This is a genomic window from Burkholderia sp. D-99 (genome assembly GCF_011605345.1).
Lineage (GTDB): Bacteria > Pseudomonadota > Gammaproteobacteria > Burkholderiales > Burkholderiaceae > Burkholderia.
In genome coordinates, this window is sequence record NZ_JAAOXM010000003.1 from 434263 (window position 1) to 457592 (window position 23330).

The following is a 23330-nucleotide window of genomic DNA, read 5'->3' on the forward strand; positions in this document are numbered from 1 at the left end:
AGAACCCCCGATTTTCGATCGCAAGGCGGTCGAAAGAGATTGATTCGCGCACAATCGTGCGCAGGGTTCAAAGTGAAATGCAGCCGTGTCCACTCTACTGCACACGACCGCACATGAACGCAACCGTCCACAACACGCCGCAGCCCGGCGTCGGCAACTCCCCGCAAACTTTGCCGCTTGACGGCTTCACCCGATGGGCCGAGCTCAAGCGTTTTGTCCCTTTTAGCCTCGAAACGATTCGACGGCGAGAAGGTGCGGGCCGCTTCCCAAAACGCGTGAAACTCGGCTCGTCGCGCACCGTTGCTTGGCCGAATCGTGAACTCCATCGCTGGATGGCCGATCCGGTCGGTTATCAAGCGAAAGTGATGGAGGCCGCGTGAATTCCATCGACAACGCACGCTATCTCAGCCCCGCCGCGAAGCAGACCGCCACCGAGCATCTGCTCAGGATCCGCGCACTCCACGGCGACGACCCGTGTTCGCGCGAGCAGACCGCCGCGCACGAGGCCGGGCACACGATCATCGCAATGGCGTTCGGCTGGCGCTTCCTCGGCGCTCACGTTCGTTCGAAGGACGGAGCCTGGACAGGATCCACGCACTACGAGCACCGGATGACCGGGCGTCCGTACACCCTCGACGAAGCGGCCGACATTTTCTTTGCTGAAGCCGTGATGGATCTGGCCGGCGTCGCAGGGGAGCAAGTCGCCGGCCTGTGCCACCCGGCGTCAAGCCATTTCGAGATCAAGAACGCAGCGACCGCGTGTGCTGCTCTCGATGCCTTCACAGACGACGCGCCGAGCAGCCATTTCGCACGTGCGCTCGCTCTCGCGATGACGGAGATCCAGGCCAATGCCGCGACGTTCGAACTCCTGCGCGCGCACTTTCGACGATCGAAGCGACTGACGCCGGCCGAAGGGCGGCGGATGCTGAAGAACGTAGCGCCGCGGCTCGCCGACATGCAGTTCGTGAAAAGAAAAAGCCCGCAGTAAATGCGGGCCCAAAAATTTCAAAGCTCGGTAAACACGATGAATAGTACACCTACAGAAAATACTGTCAAGCCTAGCTGTACACATTCGGATCTCGTCGCGGCGCTCGCGCCGATCGTTTCGCGCGTGCGCACGTCGACCTGTTGCGTCAGGCGCCCGGGAAAACCGCCGCAACACATCGGCCAACCGCTGACTGCCGATCGACTCGCGCATCACGTGAATGGCGGGCCGGCCTACGGCGTGTTCCCAATGCAGCCGGGCAGCGACGTGACGCTGGTGGGGCTGCTCGATCTCGACTCGCACAAGGGCGAGACGCCGTGGCACGAAATGCAGGACACCGCCGTGCGCATCGTCATCGCCGCGTCAGCGGTCGGGCTGCACGGCATCCCGTTTCGCTCGTCGGGGGGCGCCGGGATCCACATCTACTTCCTGTGGGATGAACCGCAGGATGCGTACAGCGTGCGCCAGGCGCTGCGGCGCGTGCTTGGTGCGTGCGGCCTGCAGGACGGGACGAAGGGTGTGGCAGCCGGGCAGGTGGAATCCTTCCCCAAGCAGAGCAGCGTTCCGCACGATGGGTACGGGAACATGTTCGTCCTGCCGCTGGCCGGCAAGTCGGTGCCGCTCGACTCATTCGAGCTGGACGACATGCCGAAGTCGTACATCACCGAAATGGACTGGCCGACGAGCGCGCCGGTGCCGCGCGCCGAGCGAGAGATTGTCGTGCCGCCGCCGGCCGCCGCGCCTGCCGAGCTCGGCATCCTGAAGTCCGCCCTCGATGCGATCCCGAACACGGGCGACGACGAGCTGGACTACGACAGCTGGCGCAACGTGCTGTTCGGCGTTCATCACGCGTCGCAAGGCTCGGATGACGGCTTGGCGCTCGTGCACGAGTTCTCAGCGCGATCGAGCAAGTACGACCCGGCGAAGACCGATCGCGATTGGGGCTATGCCGGCAAGAACCAGGGCACGCCGATCACGATTGGCACGATCAAGGCGATGGCCGCGGCCCACGGTTGGCAGGATCCAGCGCGCCAGCCGAGCGAGGACGACTTCGAAGCACTGTCGCAGGACGAGGCGGCCAAGCTGCCCCCGCCGCGTCCGAACTATCGCCGCAATGGGAAGGGCGAAATCCTGATGACCACCGAGAACGTTGTGGTCGGGGTCAGCGTGCCGCACGAGTGCGGATGGCATATCCGGTGGGACGACTTCCGCGCCGAAGTTGTGCTCGCTCGCCACGAGGATCCTCATGGATGGCGTGCGTTCACGGATGCGGACTATACGCGCCTGCAAATCGAGCTCGAGCGGAAGCATTTTCCCAAGGTCAGCACGGCGTCGATGCGGGAGGCCGTGACGCTGGTATCGGATGACAACCGTTTCGATACGGCGATCACATGGCTGACTGGACTACGGCATGACGGCGTGCCGCGCATCGAGACGTTCCTGCGCGATTACATGGCCGTCGAGGACACGTCGTACACGCGTGCGGTGTCGCGGTATCTCTGGACGGCGCTCGCCGGTCGCGTGCTGTCGCCCGGGTGCGAGGCGCCGATGGTGCCGGTGCTGATCGGCGAGCAGGGCGCGGGCAAGACACGGGCCGTGAAAGCCTTGGCGCCGGCAGCTGAATTCTATTGCGAGCTCAACCTTGCCGACCGTGAGCAGGACGCTTCGCGGCTCATGCGGGGGCGTCTGGTGATCGAGCTGGGCGAACTGCGCGGACTGCATACGCGCGAAGCGGAATCGATCAAGGCATTCATCAGCCGGACACACGAGAGTTTCGTGCCGAAATACAAGGAGTACAGCGTGACGTTCGCGCGCCGGTTCCTGTTCGTCGGCACGACCAACCAGGACGAGTTTCTCGCCGATGAGACGGGGGAGCGCCGATGGCTGCCGGTGCGCGTCGGTCGGTGCGACGTCGACCGAATCGCGGCCGACTGCCTGCAGTTGTGGGCCGAGGCCCGCGCGGCATACGAGCGCGCCGGGAATGTCGATTGGCGGGAGGCCGAGACGCTGGCGCGCGAAGTGCACGCGCAGCACAAGCTGTCCGACCCGTGGGCACCGATTATTCACGAATGGCTTGATAGCGATGGTGAATGCGAACTTGGTCTTCCGCCGCGTGAGCGCGGATTTTTACAGGTTCATGAGATCGCAACCGGCGCCCTTGGAATGGCCCACGGTCGCCTGACACGCAGCGACGAAATGCGAATCGGGAAAATTTTGCGAGAAATGGGGTACTCCAAGCGGTTGAAGCGGGTCGGGGGGCACCCGACCAAGGTCTGGATGCGATCGGACGTAACCACCGTAACCACGTGATGCGCGCCGGTGGTTACGCGCAGAGCCTTACGCAGCAAGGCTCGTAACCACCGTAACCACCGTAACCACCTTTCTATATATATACGTGTGCGCGATAAATAAGGGGGATACAGGGGTTTATAGGAAACGTGGGTTACGGTGGTTACAGGTGGTTACGCCCCGACAAGGCCGAAAGATGCAGGAAATTACAAGTTCGCAGTGCGAATTTTAAGAAGGAAAAGCAATGAAGAAACTGACCGCGAAACAGCAGCGATTCGTCGACGAGTATCTGCGAGATCTGAATGCGACCGCTGCGTACAAGCGCGCCGGCTACGCTGCGCAAGGCAATGCGGCGGAAGTGAATGCCGCACGTCTGCTAAGAAATGCTCAGGTGCAAACAGCCATCGCCGCTGCGATGAAAGCGCGCAGCGAGCGCACGCACATCACGCAGGATCGTGTGCTGCGTGAGCTCGCACGCATCGCGTTCTTCGACATTCGGCGCCTGTACAACGCCGACGGCACGCTGAAACGACCAGACCAGCTCGACGACGAGGCCGCCGCGGTTCTCGCCGGCGTCGACGTGGTCGAGCAGATGACGTACAGCGCGGACGGTGACGGCGAGCTGATGCCCACGCCGACGCTCACGAAGAAAGCGAAGGTGTTCGACAAGACGGCGGCGCTCACGCTGGCGATGCGCCACCTGGGTATGCTGAACGACAAGCTCGAGATCTCGAAGCCGCGCGTGCGCGTGGTCGACCAGACGGGCCGCAAGCCACGCGTGAAGGGCGGTTGAAATCCCCATTGGCGATTTCAACTTAGGGCGTAGCGTCTTATTTGGCGGGAGTTGCGTAACGCTCGACACGTGAAAACGTCGCGTAGCTACCCGTTCAGCTACCCACATGCACCCCACCAGCGGCCGAAAGAGTGGGGATTCCCTATCCCGAACGACGCACGATCCTGCATAGCGACTTGCGCAAACTGCTTGTGCAAAGACGGGGGATTCCCCGTTCCACCGATGCGATGCTGATTGAACTGTCACTGAGGAGCCGAGCATGGCCGTAACCAACATTTCCATGACCCCGCGCACGCGGATGGCGTTGCAGACCTGCGCGCTGCTGCGCGGCGCGTCGATGGCCCGCGTCGTCGCCGATGCGCTGGCCGAATTCATCGAGCGCCACGGGCTGCTGAAGGGCGGCGAATGGCGGATCCGGCCGAACGCGGATCACGCGTGGGGCCGCGCGACGGCCGAGCAGGCAGAAGCAGCTCGCGTGATGGATTGGGATGTCGAACTGGTGGAGGACTGATCGATGGCCGACATCCGAAAGATCGAAGCGCAGCTCGCCGAAGCCCGCCAACAGACCGCCACGGCGCAGCAGCAGCTGGAGGATCGACTGCTCGAGAACAACGGCGCCGAGGACAAGGAAACGGCGTCGCTGCGTGCCGTCGCGGATCTGCACCGGTCGCGCGAAGCGTCGCTCGTCCGTGTACACGAAGCCGCGCAGCGGGCCAATACCACCGCCGCACTCGAAGCGCGGCACCAGGAATCGCGGAACGGCGTGCGCGCGGCTCGCGCTCTGGAACGTCGCTACGTCAACGCGGCGAAGGCGCTGGAAGCCGCGCTCGAAGCGACCGCCATCGCGCGTAGCGAGTTCCTGCAGGTCGACGCTGAGTTGCACGCGGCGATCCGCGCTGTCTGCATGAACCCCGAGCTGCCCGAACCGCATGCGTCTGGCTTGCGTATCGATGGCACCCGCGCGTGGATTTCCGACCAGGCCGTGCGGACGTACGTCAGGTCGATGTTCGACGAAGAGCACCGGCCCAACAGCATTGGCGTCGTCGCCGCGAAGCACATGCAGCAGACCATCGTCCGCCTCGAATTGGCCGCCGACTACCGGAAGCCGACCCATCAACCGCCGCACATCATCGACAGCGAGTCCGCACTGCGCTCGGTGACCGAAGCCGGCGAGGAGGCGTGATGGACGCTGAACAGCAATCCACACCCGTCGAGAAGACGATCGAGGAACGCGCCGCGGCGTTCTACTCGAACACGAAGCAGCCCGGCGCGGCCGAGCCGCCGCGCACGCCGGTCGAGCAGCCGAAGGCATGGAACGCCGCCGAGAACCTTCGCGTCGGCGACGGGCAAAGCGCGCCGCAGGCTGTCGAGCAGGATGCGCTGGCGCTCGTTCGCAACGATCGAGCACGCAAGTTCTACGGCGACGAGGGCGCGCACGGGCCGCTGTACGACGAGTTGACCGGCTCCGGACAGTGGGGGCAGGAAGTCGTCGCGTCAATCGACGACGGCCTGGGCGGCACGATCGATCGCAAGGAATTCGCGGCGATCGTCGCTGACCACGGCGGCAACCAGATCGATGTGCGCGAGTTCATTGCCGACGCCCGGCTGTTTGCGCAGGGCTGGCCGGCGCTGTCCGAGGCCGACAAGCAGGCCCACCTTGCGGACGCGGTGCAGGGCATGAAAGAGACGTTCGGCGACGGGTGGGAACAGGCGTGGGATGCGGCGAATGCGCTCGCAAAGCGCGATCCGCGCGTTGCGAAGGTGCTCGTCGAGACGGGCCTCGGCGCCGATCGGAAGACGGTCATCCGGTTCGCGCAGGAAGCGCTCCGGCAGCGTGTCGCCGGGAAGCTGAAATGAAATACACCCAAGCCGAATTGAGGCGCGAGTTCCCCGTCTACGATCCGGGCGAGCCGCGTTTCGCCGCGTGGCTCGTTGCGGATACGGCCGCGCGGTTGGCATGGCTCGGTATGCGCGAGCTGGTTGCGCGTGCCACTCGCGCGGCGTTCGACGATGCCGCCGGCATTGGAGAAAGCAATGGCAATTAAGATCCCGGTGTACCAGTCGCAGGTCACACCTGCGTTGCAAACTTCCGGCGCGCGCACGCCGCTGACCGTTGTCGACGACAGTACGGGTGCGGCGCTGCAGCAGGCCGGCGTGGCCGTCGGCCAGGTAGCCGAGGCGCAGCAAAAGCTGCAGGATTCGCAGGATCTGCTCGCCGCGCAGAAAACGTATGCGGACACCGTCGCCGGGTATCAGCAAGGGCTCGTCGACATGCAGGGCCGCGCGGCACCAGGCGCGCCGGAATTCACCCGGGACGCGATGTCTGCGTACGACGAAAGCGTGCAGGGTGCGCTGTCGAGCATCCAGAATCCGCGCGTGCGCACCTTCATGGACAAGCAGTACACCGAGTATCGTCAGAAGGCGTTTTCGACGGCGCTTGGCTTCGAAGCGGAGCAGCAGCGCAAGTTTGCCGTGAGCAACACGTCGGACGCGATCAACGCGAGCGCATCCGCGTCGGCGCGCGATCCGAGCCAGTACGTGCCGATGCTGGCGGGTTTGAACGTGTCGATCGACAACTCGATTCTGCCGCCGGACGTGAAGGCTACTCTCCGGCAGTCGGCCAAGGACACGATGTCGTCGGTGGTCGGTATGCGCATGGTGTCGGATAACCCGGCGCTGGCGTATTCCGTGCTGACGCAGAAGCCTGATCAGCCGGCCCCGGCCGGTTTCGAGTGGGTCAACGATCTACCGCCGCAGAAGCTCAGCGCTTTCCAGAACCATGCCCGCGCGCTCGTTGCGCAGCAGCAGAACGCGGCTGATCGTGCGCAGCTCGCAGCCGACAATGCAGCGGTCGATGCGCGGAACAAGGCGATCGACATCTGGATGAAGGGCCAGCAGTTCTCACCGGATTACGTGCAGCAGCTCACGACCATCGCGAAGGGCACGAGTGAAGAGCAGAGCATGCACGAGCTTATCGCCCTTGCAGGCCGTTCGGCTGGCTTTGCCAGCATGTCGCTTCCGCAGCAGCAGGCCGAAATCGACCGTATGCACACGAAAGCATCGACGGCGGGGCAGGGGGTGGACACGATCGAATCGAAGTACATCGACCAGATTCAGACGATGCACTCGCAGGCGGTCACCGACTACAAGGCAAATCCATGGGAAGCAGCAGCGTCGCGTGGCGCGATTCCGGCGTTGCAGACTGCGCCGATCACAAACGAACAGGATGCGATACAGCTGATCAAGTCACGCGCCGGCATTATCGGTAGTGTCGAGGCATACGGCCCGGGAGGTAGCGCCGTATCGCCGCTGCAGCCGATCGAGGCGAAGCAGCTCGGCGACTACCTCGAACGGTTGCCCGCCGCGCAGCGGGGGCAGGCGATCAACGACATCGGGTTCTCGGTCGGCAACGCCGATCGAATCGGCGCGCTCGCGAACCAGATGGATCCGGAGCATCGGATTGACCGACTGGCGTTGCTCGCCGGCGCGAGTCAGCTCACGGCCCAAAACGGGCAGCGTATCTCGTCGCTGATTTACCAGGGCGCAGAAGCGATTCGCGACAAGCGCGCCGGCATCGACGACAAGCTGCTGCAGGGCGTGACGGCGCTCGCATCGGCGCAGCTGCGCGAAGCGTTTCCGAGCGCCACGGCCGCGCAGGATGCGATTGACACGACGAAGTACCTGTACGCGTACGGAGCAGCGAAGAATAACGTTTCGAACGCTGCGGTCGATACGACGCAGTTGAATGCGTCCATCAGCGGCGCGACTGGCGGTGTTGTCGATCTGAACGGGCGAAAGACGCTGAAGCCGTATGGATGGGCCGATGACCGCTTCAACGCTGCGGTGAAAGCGGCGGGCGCGACCAACATCGTGACGCCGCTCGGCGACGGCAACGTGTACATCGGGCAAACCGAGGTTCCGGCGGCAGACTTCGCCGCGAAATTGCCGTCGGCACGCCTCGTGCGCGTTTCACCGCAGGGCGTGTACGCCGTAACGGCGGGCACGGGCTACGCGACGAACGCGCAGAAACAACCCATCCTGATTCGGCTCAAATAATGGCGCAATCTTTGTTCACCGATCCGTACGCGCAGGACACGCTCCGCGCGATCGAGGCCGCGAATGCGAATCCACTGCCGTCGCCGCCCGCACCGCAACCCAATCAGTTCCTGAGCACCGTCAGCGCCCCTCTGCGTGGTGTGGGTGCGGCGGCGCTGGAAGTCGGGGCGTTCGGGTTCGATTCGATCAAGGCATTCGGCGATGTCGTCGCCGGGTACACGGCGAATACGGATCCGTCGTTGTTGACCGATCCGCAGGCACAGGCAAAACGTTGGCAAGAAGGCGAACAAGCGCGCGCGAACCTTACCAGCGGCGCGTCGTTTTCATCGACGATCGGTGACAACTTGTACGGGTTCTCGTCGGGCCTGGCACCGGATCCGGCCACGTCGAACGTTGCCGAGCAGGTGATGTTCGGGCTTTCGCGCGGGCTGACGAAGTATTTCGGTATGTCGATCGCCAGCGGCAACCCGTTCATCGGCGCGGCGCTGACCGGCGCGAGCGAGGGCGAATCGGCGTCGCAGAGTCTGCGCGAACGCGGGGTCGACATCAATACGCGTTCGGCGGTCGGAGCTGTGGCTGGTACTGGCGCCGCGTTGGCCGGCGTCGTGCCCGTCGCGGGTAGCACATTGGGCCGCACGATTGCCATCGGACTTGCCGCCGGGCCGGGATTGCAGGTCGCTCAAACAGCGGTGACGAAGGCCGTGCTGCAGTCGGCCAACTACCAGCAGTTGTCGGATCAGTACGATCCGTTTGACCCGGTGGCGCTGGCTGTATCCGCGGCGACAGCTGGTATCTTTGGCGCGCTAGGCTATCGCGGTGTACGCGCTGAGGCCCAAGCGCGAGCGGCCGCGCCACAAATCGATCCTGCGCTCGCGCGCCCGCTGTCAGCCATGTCCGCGCGCGAGCGTACGGCACTCCCGTATAACGATCCCCGCCTCGACGACTATGCCGCGCAGGCGGCGCAGCGCGTCGGGCTGCCCTCGCAATTCGCCGATCTGATGGTCGCGCTGAAGAACGCGGGCGAGAAGTCGAATTCAGGACAGGTATCGCCGAAGGGGGCAGCCGGCGTGTCGCAGATGATGCCCGAGAACTTGCGCAAGTACGGTGTAACGGATCCGACGGACCCCGCGCAGGCGCTCGAGGGCATGGCGAAGTATCTGGCCGACACCCGTCAGCAATACGGGGACAACCTCGCCGCGATCATCGCCGATTACAACGGCGGGCCAACGCAGGCCAACGCGGTGTTGCAGGGCCGCCAGCCGCCCGCCGCGGAGACGCGCGCGTATCTGCAGCGTGTTCAAAGCTATCTCGCGGATCGTGGGGCAAATGAGGCGCTGCGCGGCGCTCGCCCGACGCCTGATCAGGTCGATGCTGCCCGGGTCGTCTACAACCGGCAACTGCTCGAACAGGCCAGCTTGGGACGTGCCGATGACCTCGACGCGCTCGCGACGCACTTGACCGCGTTCCAGCGAACAGTCGACCAGATGTCCGTCGGCGGTCGCGTGGATGTCGGCGACATGATCCGGCCCGACGACATTCGGCACGCCGACGCATTGACCAGCATGATCAGCCGGTTGGAAGATGCGCGCACCGACCTGCTCGGTGATATCGGCAACATGGCGGAACCCGGTCAGGTATCCCAACTGCGTGCGCAACTCGCTGACCTTGAAGCAGCGCCGCGTCCGTCGCTCGACGAGGTGATCGAGTCGATGCAGCCGCGACGTACGTATGAGGTGACGAGGACGCGCGCGGCGAGGGAACAGGCCCAAATTGCCCGCGACGCACCTGTCGAGCTGCAGTCGCGCATCGACGCGCAGGATGCACAAATCGCGCGGCTACGCGCCTCGATCGAGACAAACCGGAACGCGGAACTCGCTCGCGCGGCGCTGCCGCAGGTCGAGCGGCAACTCACCACCCTGCAGGGGCAACGCGATGCGATCGGCGCACCTCCGAGCCGCCAGAGCGCGATCGCTTCCGCTACACGCGATGTTGCGGCGGAACCCGTACGCTCGCCAAGCGCACCCGCCGAATCGCCAGCTGTAGCGCCGACAGCGGCCCCGGGCCCGGCCGCGCCGGCGCAGCTCACGGACTACACGCCGGAGTTTCATGCGGCGAACGCGGATCGGCCGGTGTGGGTGGAAACGAATCCCGAAACCGGAGAAACACGTCTGTCGACGCTGAGTGAGCAGATGGCACTCGTTGACGCCGAGCTGGCTCGCCAGAACGAGATCGTTCCGCTGTTCCGCGTTGCGGCGCAGTGCTTCCTTGCAAACGGAGAATAAATCGTGAATCCCACATGTATTGCGGCCGTGGCGCGCGCCGCAGGCCGAGCGCTGAAGCAGAGCGAAATCGATGAAATCGACGGGCGTCTACGCGATACCGCGCGGCGGCTTGCGCGCCAGGACCGTGCAAAGTGGCTCGCGATGTCTGCGGATGACCGCACAATGGCGGCCGCAGAACAAGCCGCGGCCGACCTGAAGGCGGAAGCGGAGCGCGCGTATCGAAATGCGCAACTGGCCGCCTTGAAGACTGCGCAGACCGACAGCCGGCTTGAGGCTGCACTTGGGCACGGCGGCAAGCGCGCTCACGCGCTGGTCGAAGACATCACGCACGTGCAGGAGAACGCGACCGCGATCAAGAACGAGTCCGTCGGGCAGTTGATGGACTACATCACGGCGGTAAAGTCGAAGGAGGGGACCGGATTCGGGCGGCGTATTGCGATGTACCTGTTCGACGCCGACAATCCGTCGATGACGCGTGATCTCTTTCGTGAAATCTTCGCGGATGCGGATGGCAGCACCGGTAACGGGATCGCGCAAAAAGGCGCGCGCGCATGGCTCGACGTGATCGGCGCGTTGCGCGAGCGATTCAACCGCAGCGGTGGAGATGTCGGCCGCCTCGATTACGGGTACGTGCCTCAGCCGCACGACTCGGTGAAAGTATTGGGGAAGGGCGACGCCGCAGCGCGCGACATTTGGGTGAATAAGCTGCTGCCGAAACTCGCGCGTGATCGGTACGTCAACGAAGACGGCACGCTAATGTCCGACGATCAGGTGTCCGACATGCTGCGCGCCGCGTGGGAAACGATCGGTACCGACGGACTGAATAAGTTGGAGCCGGGCAAGGGCGGCACGCCGGGCACCGGCTCGCGCGCGAACCGCGGCAGTCAATCCCGACAAATCCATTTCAAGGATGCCGACGCGTATCTCGACTACATGAACGAGTACGGCAAAGGCTCGGCGTTTCAGTCGATGCTCGGGCACCTCGGGCGCGTATCGAAGGATATCGCGCTCGTCGAGGCGTACGGACCGAACCCGAACAGCCAGATGCGATTGCAGTTCGAGCTCGCGGCGAAGGCAGACGGCCGCCAGGTGTCGGACCTGCCGAAAAGTTTCGGTGTGCGCCCTCAGACGTATTGGGGCCTCGTCAATGGCGAACTGTCGACGCCGGCGAGCGCGCGCATTTCTGAAGTCGCGCAGACGATCCGTGCAATCGAGACTTTCGGCAAGCTGCAGGGAACGCTGATCGCTTCGATTTCCGATCTGCACACGATCGCCGTGACGGCCGGCGTCAACAAACTGCCCTATTTCCAGTTGATGCGCGACATCAACGCGGCGTCGTTCCACGGCGAAACGAAAGACTTCCTGACGATGCACGGCATCATCGCCGAATCCTTGGCAGGCGAGCTGAACCGAATTTCCGGGGATCTGTTGAGCCCATCGCTCGCCGGGAAGCTGGCGAATTCGACGATGAAGGTTTCGCTGTTGCAGGCGTGGACGGACGGTCTTCGCCGCGGGTTCAGCTTGTCGATGATGGGGGCGCTCGGCAAGATGGGCCAGACGCCGTGGGAGAGGCTGTACAGCTACGATCGTACCCGACTGGAACGCGCCGGATTTACTGCCGACGATTGGGGGGTGATCAACCGTACGCAGCTCACGGAATACCGCGGGCGCCAGTTGCTTACCCCTGAATCGATCCACGACACCGGCGCGCCGCGCACGGCGGAAGTCGTGCAAAAGGTGCTGTCGTTCATCAACAACGAAAGCGAAACGGCAGTCCTGAATCCGGATCTCGCGACGCGCGGAATTACGACGTGGGGCATCAAGGCGGGAACCGTACCCGGCGAGCTGGCGCGCGCGGTGATGCAGTTCAAGGCGTTCCCGATTGGGCTGATCTCGCGGCATTGGCGCCGCATGCTGAGCCTGCCAACCGGGTTCGAGGAAGGCCAGCCGCTCATGGCGAACCGATACGTGTATGCCTCGTCGTTTCTTCTGTCGTCGGTCCTGCTCGGCGCGGTGATCACGCAGGTCAAGCAGCTGTTGCAAGGAAAGGATCCGATTGACATGGAGCGGCCAAAATTCTGGTCGCAGGCGACGACGCAGGGTGGCGGCCTCGCGTTTATCGGCGACATGCTGCTGCAGGATCCGAACAGTCAGTTCGGCTCACCGGGCGCGAACGCACTTAAGAGTCTCGCGGGCCCGAGCCTCGGTGCGATGTTCGACCTGGTGATCGGCATGGGCGTGGCCGGCACCTACAAGGCTGCGCAGGGGAAGCCGACGGACGTCGGCGCGCAGGCCGTGAACCTCGCCCGTTCACACACACCGTTCGTCAACCTGTGGTACCTGAAAGCGGCGATCGATCACGGGTTCATGAATGCCGTGCAGGAGAATCTGTCGCCGGGCTATCTCGGCCGCCAGCAGCAGAAGGCGGCGCAAGAGTGGGGGCAGTCGTTCTACTGGGCACCGCCGGACGCAACGCCTTCACGCGCGCCCAATCTTGCGGCAGCGATCGGTGGCTAGTTGATGTCAAGAATTGCTGTACATGGCGCACAGTATTGCTTGACAAGTTTAATTTGTTGCATTTTGTTTCGTGGCGGCCCTATACTGAGCCCGTCGACGCACACAACGTTGACCGGGTTTGACAGCCCGAATGCATGCGGCAGACAACCGCCGCGCTGGCGGTTTTTCTTCGTTTGAGAACGCGCATCTTCTATGGGTGGCGCGAGTGGAGAGGCTTCGGCCTGCCGGGTTCCGTATGCCCCGGTCTGTCAACTTCGCTCGTTGCCGCCCACCCCGTTTGACAGCGGGGCGGTGCGATCGCATACGGAGCCCACCATGAACACCAACGTTCAATCTCTTGCTTTTCCTATCGGTAGCATTCCTGATCAAGTGACGGTGTCGTCGCATGACATTGCGGCTATCTACGCGCTGCAGGGTGAACTCCGTACATGCATCTTTGCGCTTCGTGGCGCGTTCGCTCAGCACGTCGACCTCGACACGATACCTAGCGCTTCATGGTTTTGGCAGCGGGCCGAAGCAGCGACCGGCGAGCTTGACGCAGCGATAACCAAGGCTATCGGCCTGGACTGAAAACCGGCGCGCCTCGTCGAACGAAGCGGGGCGCTGTCTGTGGCGATCGACATCGAAGGAGGGGACATGCCCTACGTATCGAAGACTTCCAAGACCGGTGTCGGCGCGCTGACCGGTCGCGACCTAGTGCTGAGCGAGGATCTGCTCGATCTGCTCGCGGATCTAATCGCGAGCCGCGTTGCCGCGCAGCTGCGCGAGCGGGCTCCAGCACGCCCGCCTGGATTGGCGATCACTGGCGTGCCGTCAGCGCCTACGTTGCGGCCTGACTCGTTGTATCGTGTGGCCGTTGTCATGCAGCGGCTCGGTGTGTCGAGGTCGACTGTCTACCGCTTGGCGCATACAGGCGCGCTCGAACTCGTGAAGGTCGGCGCGCGGTCCAGTGGGGTGACAGGCAAAAGCCTCATTGCGTTAATCGAGCGGAATCAAGCTCCCCTGCAGCAATGCTGATCAAGAGCGCTCACCATGCACACACCAGTTCAAACTCCGCCCGCCAAGCCGGTGCCCTTGAAGCTCTATCGGATCGCGGAAGTAGCACAGATGCTCGGCGTCTGCCGGGCGACCGTCTACAATCTCGTGCGCGACAACCGACTCACGCTCGTCAAGATTGGCAGGCGCGCGAGCGGCATCACCGCCGCGAGTGTCGAGGCGCTTGTAACCAATAAGTCGGTGAAGTAGTGCGCGGTGCGTCAACCTGCCGCAGTGGCGAGCGGAACGACCGCAGCGCCGGCTTTGAGCTGGTCGAGGTAGTCCGCCCACTGCTGCATCATTTCGCGCCGCTGCGGCAGGTGAGCCGTCCGGTTATACGCCCGCCCGAGCGGATCCTTCACGGCGTGCGCGAGCTGCGCTTCGACGACAGCGGGTGCCACGCCGAGCACCTCATCGAGAATTGTGCGGGCCATGGCGCGGAAGCCGTGGCCGGTCATCGTATCGCCGTCGTACCCGAGCCGGCGCAGCGCGCCATTGATCGTGTTGTCGGACATGGGCCGGTCCTTCGTGCGCACGCTCGGAAACAGGAATCGGCCGTTGCCGGTCAGCGCGTGCAGCTCGCGCAGAATCAATATCGCCTGTTCGGGCAAAGGAACGATGTGCGCGGCGCCGGACGCCTTGCCTTGCTTCGTGCGCTTCATCCGTTCGCTCGGGATCTCCCACGTTGCGCTATCGAGGTCGAATTCGGCCCATTCGGCTGCGCGCAGCTCGCCGGGACGCTGGAACAGCAGCGGCGCGAGACGAAGGGCGCACTGCACGGGGAAGGTGCCGTGATACCCGTCGATCGCGCGCAGCAGCTCGGCGGCCTGTTTCGGGTCGGTGATCGCTGCCATGTGCTCGGTTTGTACCGGCGGCAGGGCGCCGCGGAGGTCGGCGGTTACGTCCCGCTTCGCGCGGCCAGTTGCCACGGCGTAGCGGCACACCTGGCTGATGTTGGCCTGCAGCCGGTGCGCAGTCTCGAGCGCGCCGCGCTTCTCGACTCGCCGCAGCGCGTCCAGCACGTCGGGCGGCTCGAGATCAGCAATGGGGTTGCCGCCGATCCACGGGAAGGCGTCCACCTCCAGCCGGCGCAGGATCCGCGCCCCGTGGCTTTCGGACCAGGTCGGCGCGTATTTGGCGTGCCACTCCCGCGCGACGGCCTCGAAAGAGTTCTCGGCGCTGAGGCGCTGCGTGCGCTTCTCGGCCTTCTTTGCCGCGCCCGGATCGATCCCGGCCGCCAGCTTGTCGCGGGCCTCATCGCGGCGTTTCCGCGCCTCGGCCAGCGGGACGGCGGGGTAGGTGCCGAGCGCCAGGCTCTTTTCCTTTCCGCCGAATCGGTACTTGAGCACCCATCGCTTGCCGCCGGCCGGCTTGATGAGCAGGAACAGGCCGCCGCCGTCGAACAGCTTCTGCTGCTTGTCGGACGGTTTGGCATTTCGGATCGCTACGTCGGTCAGGGGCATGCGTGCTCCGGCGCGCGGGGGTTTTTTGGGGGTTTCGGGGCTGGCGTGCGGACGAAAGACCCCCGCAAGAACCCCCATCGGGGTGTTGTTGTGGTGAGAATTCCTGTGCAGTAGTGTGCAACAAAAACCCCCGCGGAGCCAAGCCCGGCGGGGGTTTTGTTGTCAAACGTTGCAGTCGTTTGGCGGGTATTTGGTGGAGGCGGCGGGAATCGAACCCGCGTCCAGAAGCGCTCCACGACTAGTTCTACATGTTTAGTTCAGTCATTTGATTTAACCGCAGCGACGCGGACGAACACGCTGCACTACGGCGATTCGCTAGATTTTCGACCCTGGCGTCGCGACGCCGACAGGGCTTAACTGACGTAAATGACCTCTGGCGGTATTGCTACCGGTCTTGCGACACTAGCCCGTCAGTGAACTAGGCAGAGGACGGCGGCCGTTAGGCTGCCAGTGCGAACGTATCGTCGTTTGCAGTTACGATTTTCCCATTGATTAACGAGGTGACGGGTCCTCGACATGCCCTAGCCGCTTCACAACCCCTGTCGAAACCAGGTCGCCCCCGCGGATAAGATCAAGCATTATAGCCCAACATCGCGCAGCAGTTCGCGCAGTTGCTGCGTCGTGTCGACGAGATGCTGCGCTTGCCAGTCGGCCGGCGCGGCGCCGTCGCCGCAGTAGCCGTATGCGGCCGCGATCGTCGCCATGCCGGCGGCGCTGCCGGCCTGAATGTCGCGCAGGTCGTCGCCGACGTAGACGATGCGTGCGGGCGCGAGCGTCAACTGGTCGGCCGCATGCAGCAGCGGGGCCGGGTGCGGCTTCGGGTGCGGCGTGGTGTCGCCCCCGACGACGCAGGCGGCGCGCGGTGCGAGACCGAGCTGGTCGACGAGCGGTGCCGTGAGCCGCATCGCCTTGTTCGTGACGATGCCCCAGCGCACGCCGCGCGCATCGAGTTCGTCGAGTACATCGCCGATGCCGGGGAACAGCGCCGTATGTACGCAGAGATCCGTTGCGTAGTTGGCCAGGAACTCGTCGCGCATCGCTTCGTAGCCGGGCGTGTGCGGATCGATGCCGAACGCGCCGCCGAGCAGGCCGCGCGCGCCGGCCGAGGCCAGCGGCCGCAACACGTCGAGCGACGTTTCGGGCAGGCCACGCTCGCGCTGCATCTTGTTGACGGCCGCCGCGAGATCGGGCGCCGTATCGGCAAGCGTGCCGTCGAGATCGAACAGCACGGCATCGCAGTGCAGCAGGCGCGGTTCGTCTGCAGCCCGCGCGGTCGAAAGGGGAGTCGTCATGCCGGTCGGAAGGTCACGCGGCGCGGCGGCACGCGATGAGGTAGTTGATGTCGGTGTCGTTCGACAGCGCGAAGCGCTTGCCGATCGGGTGGTACGTGATGCCCTTGATCTCAACGATGTGCAGATCCGTCGCGCGCACGAAGCCGGCCAGTTCCGACGGGCGGATGAAGCGCGCGTAGTCGTGCGTGCCCTTCGGCAGCATCTGCGCGATGTACTCCGCGCCGATCACCGCGAACAGGTAGGACTTCAGGTTGCGATTCAGCGTCGAGAAGAACACCCAGCCGCCTGGTTTCACGAGCGTCGCGCATGCGGCGACGACATCGCCGGGCGATGGCACGTGCTCGAGCATCTCCATGCACGTGACGACGTCGTAGGTGCCGGGTTCGCGCGCGGCGATCGCTTCGGCGGCGATGGCCTCGTAGTCGACCGTGATGCCGCTTTCAAGGCTGTGCAGGTCGGCGACGCCAAGTGCCTCGGTCGACAGGTCGATGCCCTTCACCTGGGCGCCGAGTCCGGCCATCGATTCGGACAGGATGCCGCCGCCGCAGCCGACGTCGAGTGCGCGCTTGCCGGCGAGGTGCGCATGCGCATCGATCCAGCCGAGCCGGACCGGGTTCAGGTCGTGCAGCGGCTTGAATTCGGCATTCGGATCCCACCACCGATGGGCGAGGTCGCTGAATTTCTGGAGTTCGTGCGGATCGGCGTTGGTCATGTCGGCAAACGGGCTACGGGAGGAGGGCGGTACTGCGATTCGTCAGCCCCGAGTATATAAGAAGCGGACGAGCGGCGAAGCGGCGGCCGCCTGGACGGGCGTCAAAGAAAAAGCCCCGCCGGAGCGGGGCTTTGAAGCAGTCGAGAACCGCGGCTTAGTTTGCCGGAACGGTCGTCTTCTGGACTTCTTGCGTACCAACCACTTCGACTTCCACGCGGCGGTCCGGTGCGAGGCAGGCGATGAGTTGCTTGCGGTTCTTCTGGTTGCAGCCAGTCGTAACCGGGTTGCGCTTGCCCTTGCCTTCCGTGTAGATCTTGTTGGCCGGCACACCCTTGCTGACCAGGTACGACTTCACTGCTTGCGCACGGCGCAGCGACAGACGGTCGTTGTACTTGTCCGAACCGATGCGGTCCGTGTAGCCCGTTGCGACGACCACTTCCGTGTTCATGCCTTCGATCTTCGAAGCCAGTTCGTCCAGCTTTTGCTTGCCCAGCGGCTTGAGCGTTGCCTTGTCGAAGTCGAACAGTGCGTCAGCTTGATACGTGATCTTCTGGCTCGAGATAGCCGGAGCGACCGGAGCGACCGGCGGCTGCGGTGCCTGGGCGACCAGTGCGCCATCGCACTTCGCGTTGGCGGTGGCCGGCGTCCAGAAGGCATCGCGCCAGCAGAGCTCGTTCGTACCGTTCATCCACACCCATTCGCCCGTGCCGTTCACCCAGTTGTCATTGACGGCTTGACGCGACGCCGGCACCGACTGTGCCGAAGCGGATGCAGCCATAACTGCGGTAGCTGCAATGAACGCGAGCTTTGAAAGTTTATTCATATTTCTCCTCTCGAAATTGAGATTACCGCAGGTTTACTGCGAGCCTGTTGACGGTGACAAGTCATACATTGCTCGAAGTATAACATTGGTGCGGTACAAAAAACGCGGCACCGCTCTGTGTAGACTTTAGACTTCGAGCAGCGTCTAACCTTCAGTGCGTTGGCATTTTGCCATATCGTTCCCTTCCTACGAAAAAAAATCCTCCCCACCCTAAGATCGCCTCAACGTTTGTGGTGCATGCGCAACACCGACCTGCCGTAACTTTCAGAGATTGTCAAGAGTGTGTCGGCGAAATTGCGCCGGTGGAGGCATTTGTTTACTCGTGCGCGGAAAACAAGTGCGACGCAATCGCCTGCGGTGCCGAGTCAAGTGCAATTGCGGCATGCAATTCCGGCCGGTTCGCTGCCGCTGCGATTTTCGCTATTTATATATAGAGGGGGAGGCGAATTGGCGGCTGTTGGCCGCATGTTAGAATCTCGCGTTGCGTTGCGCATGCAGCGCCCACGCGAAAGGCGTTCGCCGTCTTCGCTCCGAAACGATACGGATACATGGATCAATTCGCCAAAGAGACCCTGCCCACCTCCCTAGAGGAGGAAATGCGCCGTTCGTATCTCGATTACGCGATGAGCGTGATCGTCGGACGTGCCCTCCCGGATGTCCGCGATGGCCTGAAGCCCGTGCACCGGCGCGTGTTGTTCGCGATGCACGAACTGAACAACGACTGGAACCGCGCGTACAAGAAGTCGGCGCGTATCGTCGGTGACGTGATCGGTAAGTACCACCCTCACGGCGACACTGCGGTCTACGACACGATCGTGCGGATGGCGCAGGACTTCTCGCTGCGCTACATGCTGATCGACGGACAGGGCAACTTCGGCTCGATCGACGGCGACAATGCCGCGGCGATGCGTTACACCGAAATTCGCATGGCGAAGATCGGTCACGAGCTGCTCGCCGACATCGACAAGGAAACGGTCGATTTCGAGCCGAACTACGACGGTAACGAAACGCAGCCGTCGGTCCTGCCGTCGCGCATCCCGAACCTGCTGATCAACGGCTCGTCGGGCATTGCGGTCGGCATGGCGACCAACATCCCGCCGCACAACCTGAACGAAGTCGTCGACGCGTGCCAGCACCTGCTGGGTAACCCGGAAGCGACGATCGACGAGCTGATCGAGATCATCCCGGCGCCGGATTTCCCGACGGCCGGCATCATCTACGGCGTCGCCGGCGTGCGCGACGGCTACCGCACCGGGCGCGGTCGCGTCGTGATGCGCGCGGCCACGCACTTCGAGGAGATCGATCGCGGCCAGCGGATGGCGATCATCGTCGACGAGTTGCCGTACCAGGTGAACAAGCGCTCGCTGCTCGAGCGGATCGCCGAGCTCGTCAACGAAAAGAAGCTCGAAGGCATCTCCGACATCCGCGATGAGTCCGACAAGAGCGGCATGCGTGTCGTGATCGAACTCAAGCGCGGTGAAGTGCCGGAAGTGGTGCTGAACAACCTGTACAAGGCCACGCAGCTGCAAGACACGTTCGGCATGAACATGGTCGCGCTCGTCGACGGCCAGCCGAAGCTGCTGAACCTGAAGGAAATCCTGCAGTGCTTCCTGTCGCATCGACGCGAAGTGCTGACGCGCCGCACGATCTACGAACTGCGCAAGGCCCGCGAACGCGGCCATGTGCTCGAAGGTCTCGCGGTCGCGCTTGCCAACATCGACGATTTCATCGCGATCATCAAGGCAGCGCCGACGCCGCCGATCGCGAAAGCGGAGTTGATGGCGAAGCCGTGGGATTCGTCGCTCGTGCGCGAGATGCTGACGCGCGCCGAAAGCGAGAACGCGGCGGCCGGCGGCCGTTCCGCGTACCGCCCGGAAGGCCTGAACCCGGCGTTCGGCATGCAGGTCGACGGGCTGTACCGCCTGTCCGACACGCAGGCCCAGGAAATCCTGCAGATGCGTCTGCAGCGCCTGACCGGCCTCGAGCAGGACAAGATCATCGGCGAGTACCGCGAAGTGATGGCTCAGATCGCCGACTTGCTGGACATCCTCGCACGCCCCGAGCGGATCACGACGATGATCGGCGAGGAGCTGACCTCGGTGAAGGCCGAGTTCGGCGACGCGCGCCGCTCGAAGATCGAGCTGAACGCGACCGAGCTGAACACCGAAGATCTGATCACGCCGCAGGACATGGTCGTCACGATGTCGCATGCGGGCTACGTGAAGTCGCAGCCGCTGTCCGAGTACCGTGCGCAGAAGCGCGGCGGTCGCGGCAAGCAGGCGACGCAGATGAAGGAAGACGACTGGATCGAGACGCTGTTCATCGCGAACACGCACGATTACATCCTGTGCTTCTCGAACCGCGGCCGCGTGTACTGGGTCAAGGTCTATGAAGTGCCGCAGGGTTCGCGCAACTCGCGCGGCCGTCCGATCGTCAATATGTTCCCGCTGCAGGATGGCGAGAAGATCAACGTCGTGCTGCCGGTCAAGGAATTCTCGGCCGACAAGTTCGTCTTCATGGCGACGTCGCTCGGCACCGTGAAGAAGACCCCGCTCGAGGCATTCAGCCGTCCGATGAAGAAGGGCATCATCGCGGTCGGCCTTGATGAGGGCGACTACCTGATCGGCGCATCGATCACCGACGGCGCACACGACGTGATGCTGTTCTCCGATTCCGGCAAGGCCGTGCGGTTCGACGAGAACGACGTGCGTCCGATGGGGCGCGAGGCGCGAGGCGTGCGCGGCATGCAGCTCGAGGACGGGCAGCAGGTCATCGCGCTGCTGGTCGCCGGCAGCGAGGAGCAGACGGTGCTCACCGCGACCGAGAACGGCTACGGCAAGCGCACGCCGATCACCGAGTACACGCGTCACGGCCGCGGCACGAAGGGTATGATCGCGATCCAGACGTCCGAGCGCAACGGCAAGGTCGTGGCTGCAACGCTCGTCGACGCCGAAGATCAGATCATGCTGATCACGACGGCCGGCGTGTTGATTCGCACCCGTGTATCCGAGATTCGCGAGATGGGGCGTGCCACGCAAGGTGTTACACTCATCAGTCTCGATGAGGGTACCAAGCTCTCCGGTCTGCAGCAGGTCGCGGAGGCCGAAGAGGGCGAAGGCGAGGCCGACGAGGCGTCGGACGGCGAAGCCTGAAGAACGGATGAGACTCTAGCCGCCGCGGGCGCGAAGCGCCGCGGCCGGCGAGCAACCATTCATATTTCCAAAAGGGAGTGATGATGCAAAAGCAATTCAAGCAACTGGTCCTGCTGGCTGCACTGGTGCCGACGTTCGCGATGGCGCAAGCGCTGTCGAATTCCGCACCGGCGCCTGCCGCGGCAGCTGCGCCGATCGACGCCGACAAGAAGGCTGCGATCAAGGATCTGCTCGACGCGATCGACGCGCCGAAGCTCGTGTCGGCTATCGGCAACAGCGCCGAAATGCAGGCCAAGCAACTCGTGCCGGCGATCCTGTCGGACGCGCTGTCGGAAAACAAGACGCTGAACGACAAGCAGAAGCAAGCTGCCGTTCCGACGCTGCAGAAGAACGCGGTGCCGAAGCTGGTCGACGGCGCGGGCAAGGTGTTCGGCACGCAGCAATTCCAGAACGACGCGATGTCGGCTCAGTACGACGCCTACGCGAAGTACTACAGCACGTCGGAGATCAAGGATCTGACGACGTTCTACAAGAGCCCGACGGGCCGCAAGTTCATCCAGGTTCAGGATCAGGTCGGTCGCGATGTGGTCAACGGCCTGATGCAGAAGTACATGCCGCAAGCGATCCAGGCAACGCGCACGCAGGCTGACAAGGAAGTCGCAGCAGTCAAGCCGGGCAAGTAAGCCGGTCAGGCACGCCCCCGGCCGTTCGGCCGGGTTTGGCGGGAGCCTGACGACAGTGCGATAATGGCCGTTTGCGCGTGAGCGCAAGCGGCCTTTTTTCCTTTCTGGCGCGTTCTGCCGGCGGCAAGCCGGTCGCGTCCCTCCCGAGGTTTTCACGATGCGCGTGTTTAATTTCTCCGCCGGCCCCGCGGCGATGCCCGAGGAAGTGCTGCGGCAGGCCGCCGACGAAATGCTCGACTGGCACGGCAGCGGCATGAGCGTGATGGAGATGAGCCATCGCGGCAAGGAATTCATGTCGATCCACGAGGCCGCGCTAACCGACCTGCGCGACCTGCTTGGCGTGCCGGCCAGTCACCGGATCCTGTTCCTGCAGGGCGGCGGTATCGCGGAAAACGCGATCGTTCCGATGAACCTGCTCGGGTCGCGCAAGACGGCCGACTTCGTCGTGACGGGCTCGTGGTCGCAGAAATCGTTCAGCGAAGCGAAGAAATACGGTACGCCGCATCTCGCCGCAACCGGCAAGACGGAAGACGGCTTCACGCGTGCACCCGCGCGCGCCGAGTGGCAACTGTCGGACGATCCGGCCTACGTGCATCTGTGCACCAACGAGACGATCGACGGCGTCGAGACGTTCGAGATTCCCGATCTCGGTAACGTGCCGCTGGTCGCGGATGTCTCGTCGCACATCCTGTCGCGTCCGATGGACGTCGCGAAGTACGGTGTGCTGTTCGGCGGCGCGCAGAAGAACATCGGAATGGCCGGCGTGACGCTCGTGATCGTGCGCGAGGATCTGCTCGACCGTGCGCTGTCGATCTGCCCGTCCGCGTTCGAATGGAAGACCATCGCCGCGAACAACTCGCTGTACAACACGCCGCCCACCTACGCGATCTACATCGCGGGGCTGGTATTCCAGTGGCTGAAGCGGCAGGGCGGTCTCGAAGCGATCGAGGCCCGCAATATCGAAAAGGCGAAGCTGCTCTACGACACGATCGATGCGAGCAGTTTCTATCTGAACAAGGTCGAGCCGGCAGCACGTTCGCGGATGAACGTGCCGTTTTTCCTGGCCGACGAAACGCGCAACGAAGACTTCCTTGCCGGCGCAAAGGCGCGCGGGCTGCTGCAGCTGAAGGGCCACAAGTCCGTCGGCGGCATGCGGGCGTCGATCTACAACGCGGTGCCGCTCGAGGGCGTGAAAGCGCTCGTCGAGTACATGAAGGACTTCGAGCAGCGCGGCGCCTGACGGCGGCG

At 63.8% G+C, this 23330-nt stretch carries 22 protein-coding genes and 1 other RNA gene; 17 read left to right on the plus strand and 6 right to left on the minus strand.

Going from position 1 to position 23330, the window contains the following annotated elements; translation table 11 throughout:
• Window positions 1-113 precede the first annotated feature (113 nt).
• From HAV18_RS16025 to HAV18_RS16070, 10 genes are all read left to right on the plus strand, one after another.
• On the plus strand, window positions 114-380 hold the full coding sequence (locus tag HAV18_RS16025) for an AlpA family transcriptional regulator (protein ID WP_112751083.1): 267 nt from the start codon (window positions 114-116) through the stop codon (window positions 378-380).
• Between the two features lie 146 nt (window positions 381-526).
• Window positions 527-988 (plus strand): hypothetical protein, encoded by a 462-nt coding sequence (locus HAV18_RS16030; RefSeq protein ID WP_166957453.1) that lies wholly within the window; start codon window positions 527-529, stop codon window positions 986-988.
• Window positions 989-1024: 36 nt separating this feature from the next.
• Window positions 1025-3295 (plus strand): VapE domain-containing protein, encoded by a 2271-nt coding sequence (locus HAV18_RS16035; RefSeq protein WP_208101969.1) that lies wholly within the window; start codon window positions 1025-1027, stop codon window positions 3293-3295.
• Between the two features lie 223 nt (window positions 3296-3518).
• Window positions 3519-4067: a terminase small subunit gene (locus HAV18_RS16040; RefSeq protein WP_166957457.1), complete on the plus strand. Its 549-nt coding sequence runs from the start codon at window positions 3519-3521 to the stop codon at window positions 4065-4067.
• A 259-nt stretch (window positions 4068-4326) separates the two neighbouring features.
• A complete protein-coding gene (locus tag HAV18_RS16045) occupies window positions 4327-4578 on the plus strand; it encodes a hypothetical protein (RefSeq protein ID WP_129558772.1) in 252 nt (83 codons plus the stop codon).
• Window positions 4579-4581: 3 nt separating this feature from the next.
• Complete coding sequence (locus HAV18_RS16050; protein WP_166957459.1) at window positions 4582-5250, plus strand: hypothetical protein; 669 nt, start codon at window positions 4582-4584, stop codon at window positions 5248-5250.
• Window positions 5250-5924 carry a hypothetical protein gene (locus HAV18_RS16055; RefSeq protein ID WP_166957461.1) on the plus strand — a complete coding sequence of 225 codons (675 nt, stop codon included), beginning with the start codon at window positions 5250-5252 and terminating at the stop codon, window positions 5922-5924. The genes HAV18_RS16050 and HAV18_RS16055 overlap by 1 nt, the downstream gene beginning before the upstream one ends.
• Entirely contained in the window at window positions 5921-6112 is a 192-nt protein-coding gene (locus HAV18_RS16060) for a hypothetical protein (RefSeq protein ID WP_166957463.1), read from the plus strand. The genes HAV18_RS16055 and HAV18_RS16060 overlap by 4 nt, the downstream gene beginning before the upstream one ends.
• 493 nt (window positions 6113-6605) lie before the next feature.
• The gene (locus HAV18_RS16065; protein ID WP_166957465.1) at window positions 6606-8123 is read left to right on the plus strand and encodes a hypothetical protein; all 1518 of its coding nucleotides are present in this window, start codon (window positions 6606-6608) and stop codon (window positions 8121-8123) included.
• Between the two features lie 11 nt (window positions 8124-8134).
• Window positions 8135-10405: a transglycosylase SLT domain-containing protein gene (locus HAV18_RS16070; protein WP_166957467.1), complete on the plus strand. Its 2271-nt coding sequence runs from the start codon at window positions 8135-8137 to the stop codon at window positions 10403-10405.
• 87 nt (window positions 10406-10492) lie between these two features.
• Here the strand turns inward: HAV18_RS16070 and HAV18_RS16075 are convergent, their stop codons facing one another.
• Entirely contained in the window at window positions 10493-10942 is a 450-nt protein-coding gene (locus tag HAV18_RS16075; protein ID WP_166957469.1) for a hypothetical protein, read from the minus strand.
• 24 nt (window positions 10943-10966) lie between these two features.
• On the opposite strand from HAV18_RS16075, the gene HAV18_RS16080 reads away from it, so the two are divergent.
• From HAV18_RS16080 to HAV18_RS16095, 4 genes are all read left to right on the plus strand, one after another.
• Window positions 10967-12922 (plus strand): hypothetical protein, encoded by a 1956-nt coding sequence (locus HAV18_RS16080; RefSeq protein ID WP_166957471.1) that lies wholly within the window; start codon window positions 10967-10969, stop codon window positions 12920-12922.
• Between the two features lie 315 nt (window positions 12923-13237).
• Window positions 13238-13492: a hypothetical protein gene (locus HAV18_RS16085; protein ID WP_166957473.1), complete on the plus strand. Its 255-nt coding sequence runs from the start codon at window positions 13238-13240 to the stop codon at window positions 13490-13492.
• Between the two features lie 66 nt (window positions 13493-13558).
• On the plus strand, window positions 13559-13939 hold the full coding sequence (locus HAV18_RS39910; protein WP_243771659.1) for an AlpA family transcriptional regulator: 381 nt from the start codon (window positions 13559-13561) through the stop codon (window positions 13937-13939).
• A 15-nt stretch (window positions 13940-13954) separates the two neighbouring features.
• Window positions 13955-14167, plus strand: coding sequence for an AlpA family transcriptional regulator (locus HAV18_RS16095; protein ID WP_166957475.1), 213 nt, complete (start codon window positions 13955-13957; stop codon window positions 14165-14167).
• An 11-nt stretch (window positions 14168-14178) separates the two neighbouring features.
• On the opposite strand, the gene HAV18_RS16100 is transcribed toward HAV18_RS16095, so the two are convergent.
• The 5 genes from HAV18_RS16100 to ompA all read right to left on the minus strand — a co-directional run bounded on the left by HAV18_RS16100 (window position 14179) and on the right by ompA (window position 18247).
• Window positions 14179-15420: a phage integrase central domain-containing protein gene (locus HAV18_RS16100; RefSeq protein ID WP_166957477.1), complete on the minus strand. Its 1242-nt coding sequence runs from the start codon at window positions 15418-15420 to the stop codon at window positions 14179-14181.
• Window positions 15421-15611: 191 nt separating this feature from the next.
• Window positions 15612-15981, minus strand: a transfer-messenger RNA (tmRNA) gene (gene ssrA / locus HAV18_RS16105).
• 17 nt (window positions 15982-15998) lie between these two features.
• On the minus strand, window positions 15999-16712 hold the full coding sequence (gph, locus tag HAV18_RS16110; protein WP_166957479.1) for a phosphoglycolate phosphatase: 714 nt from the start codon (window positions 16710-16712) through the stop codon (window positions 15999-16001).
• Between the two features lie 13 nt (window positions 16713-16725).
• Entirely contained in the window at window positions 16726-17424 is a 699-nt protein-coding gene (gene ubiG, locus HAV18_RS16115; RefSeq protein ID WP_166957481.1) for a bifunctional 2-polyprenyl-6-hydroxyphenol methylase/3-demethylubiquinol 3-O-methyltransferase UbiG, read from the minus strand.
• Between the two features lie 154 nt (window positions 17425-17578).
• Window positions 17579-18247, minus strand: a complete 669-nt coding sequence (gene ompA / locus HAV18_RS16120) for an outer membrane protein OmpA (protein WP_021157465.1) — start codon at window positions 18245-18247, stop codon at window positions 17579-17581.
• A 548-nt stretch (window positions 18248-18795) separates the two neighbouring features.
• Here ompA and gyrA point away from each other — a divergent pair.
• The 3 genes from gyrA (at window position 18796) to serC (ending at window position 23322) form a co-directional block, all read left to right on the plus strand.
• Entirely contained in the window at window positions 18796-21399 is a 2604-nt protein-coding gene (gyrA, locus tag HAV18_RS16125; protein WP_166957483.1) for a DNA gyrase subunit A, read from the plus strand.
• Between the two features lie 83 nt (window positions 21400-21482).
• A complete protein-coding gene (locus tag HAV18_RS16130; protein WP_021157463.1) occupies window positions 21483-22082 on the plus strand; it encodes a DUF2059 domain-containing protein in 600 nt (199 codons plus the stop codon).
• A gap of 157 nt (window positions 22083-22239) precedes the next feature.
• The gene (serC, locus tag HAV18_RS16135; protein ID WP_166957485.1) at window positions 22240-23322 is read left to right on the plus strand and encodes a 3-phosphoserine/phosphohydroxythreonine transaminase; all 1083 of its coding nucleotides are present in this window, start codon (window positions 22240-22242) and stop codon (window positions 23320-23322) included.
• Window positions 23323-23330 lie beyond the last annotated feature (8 nt).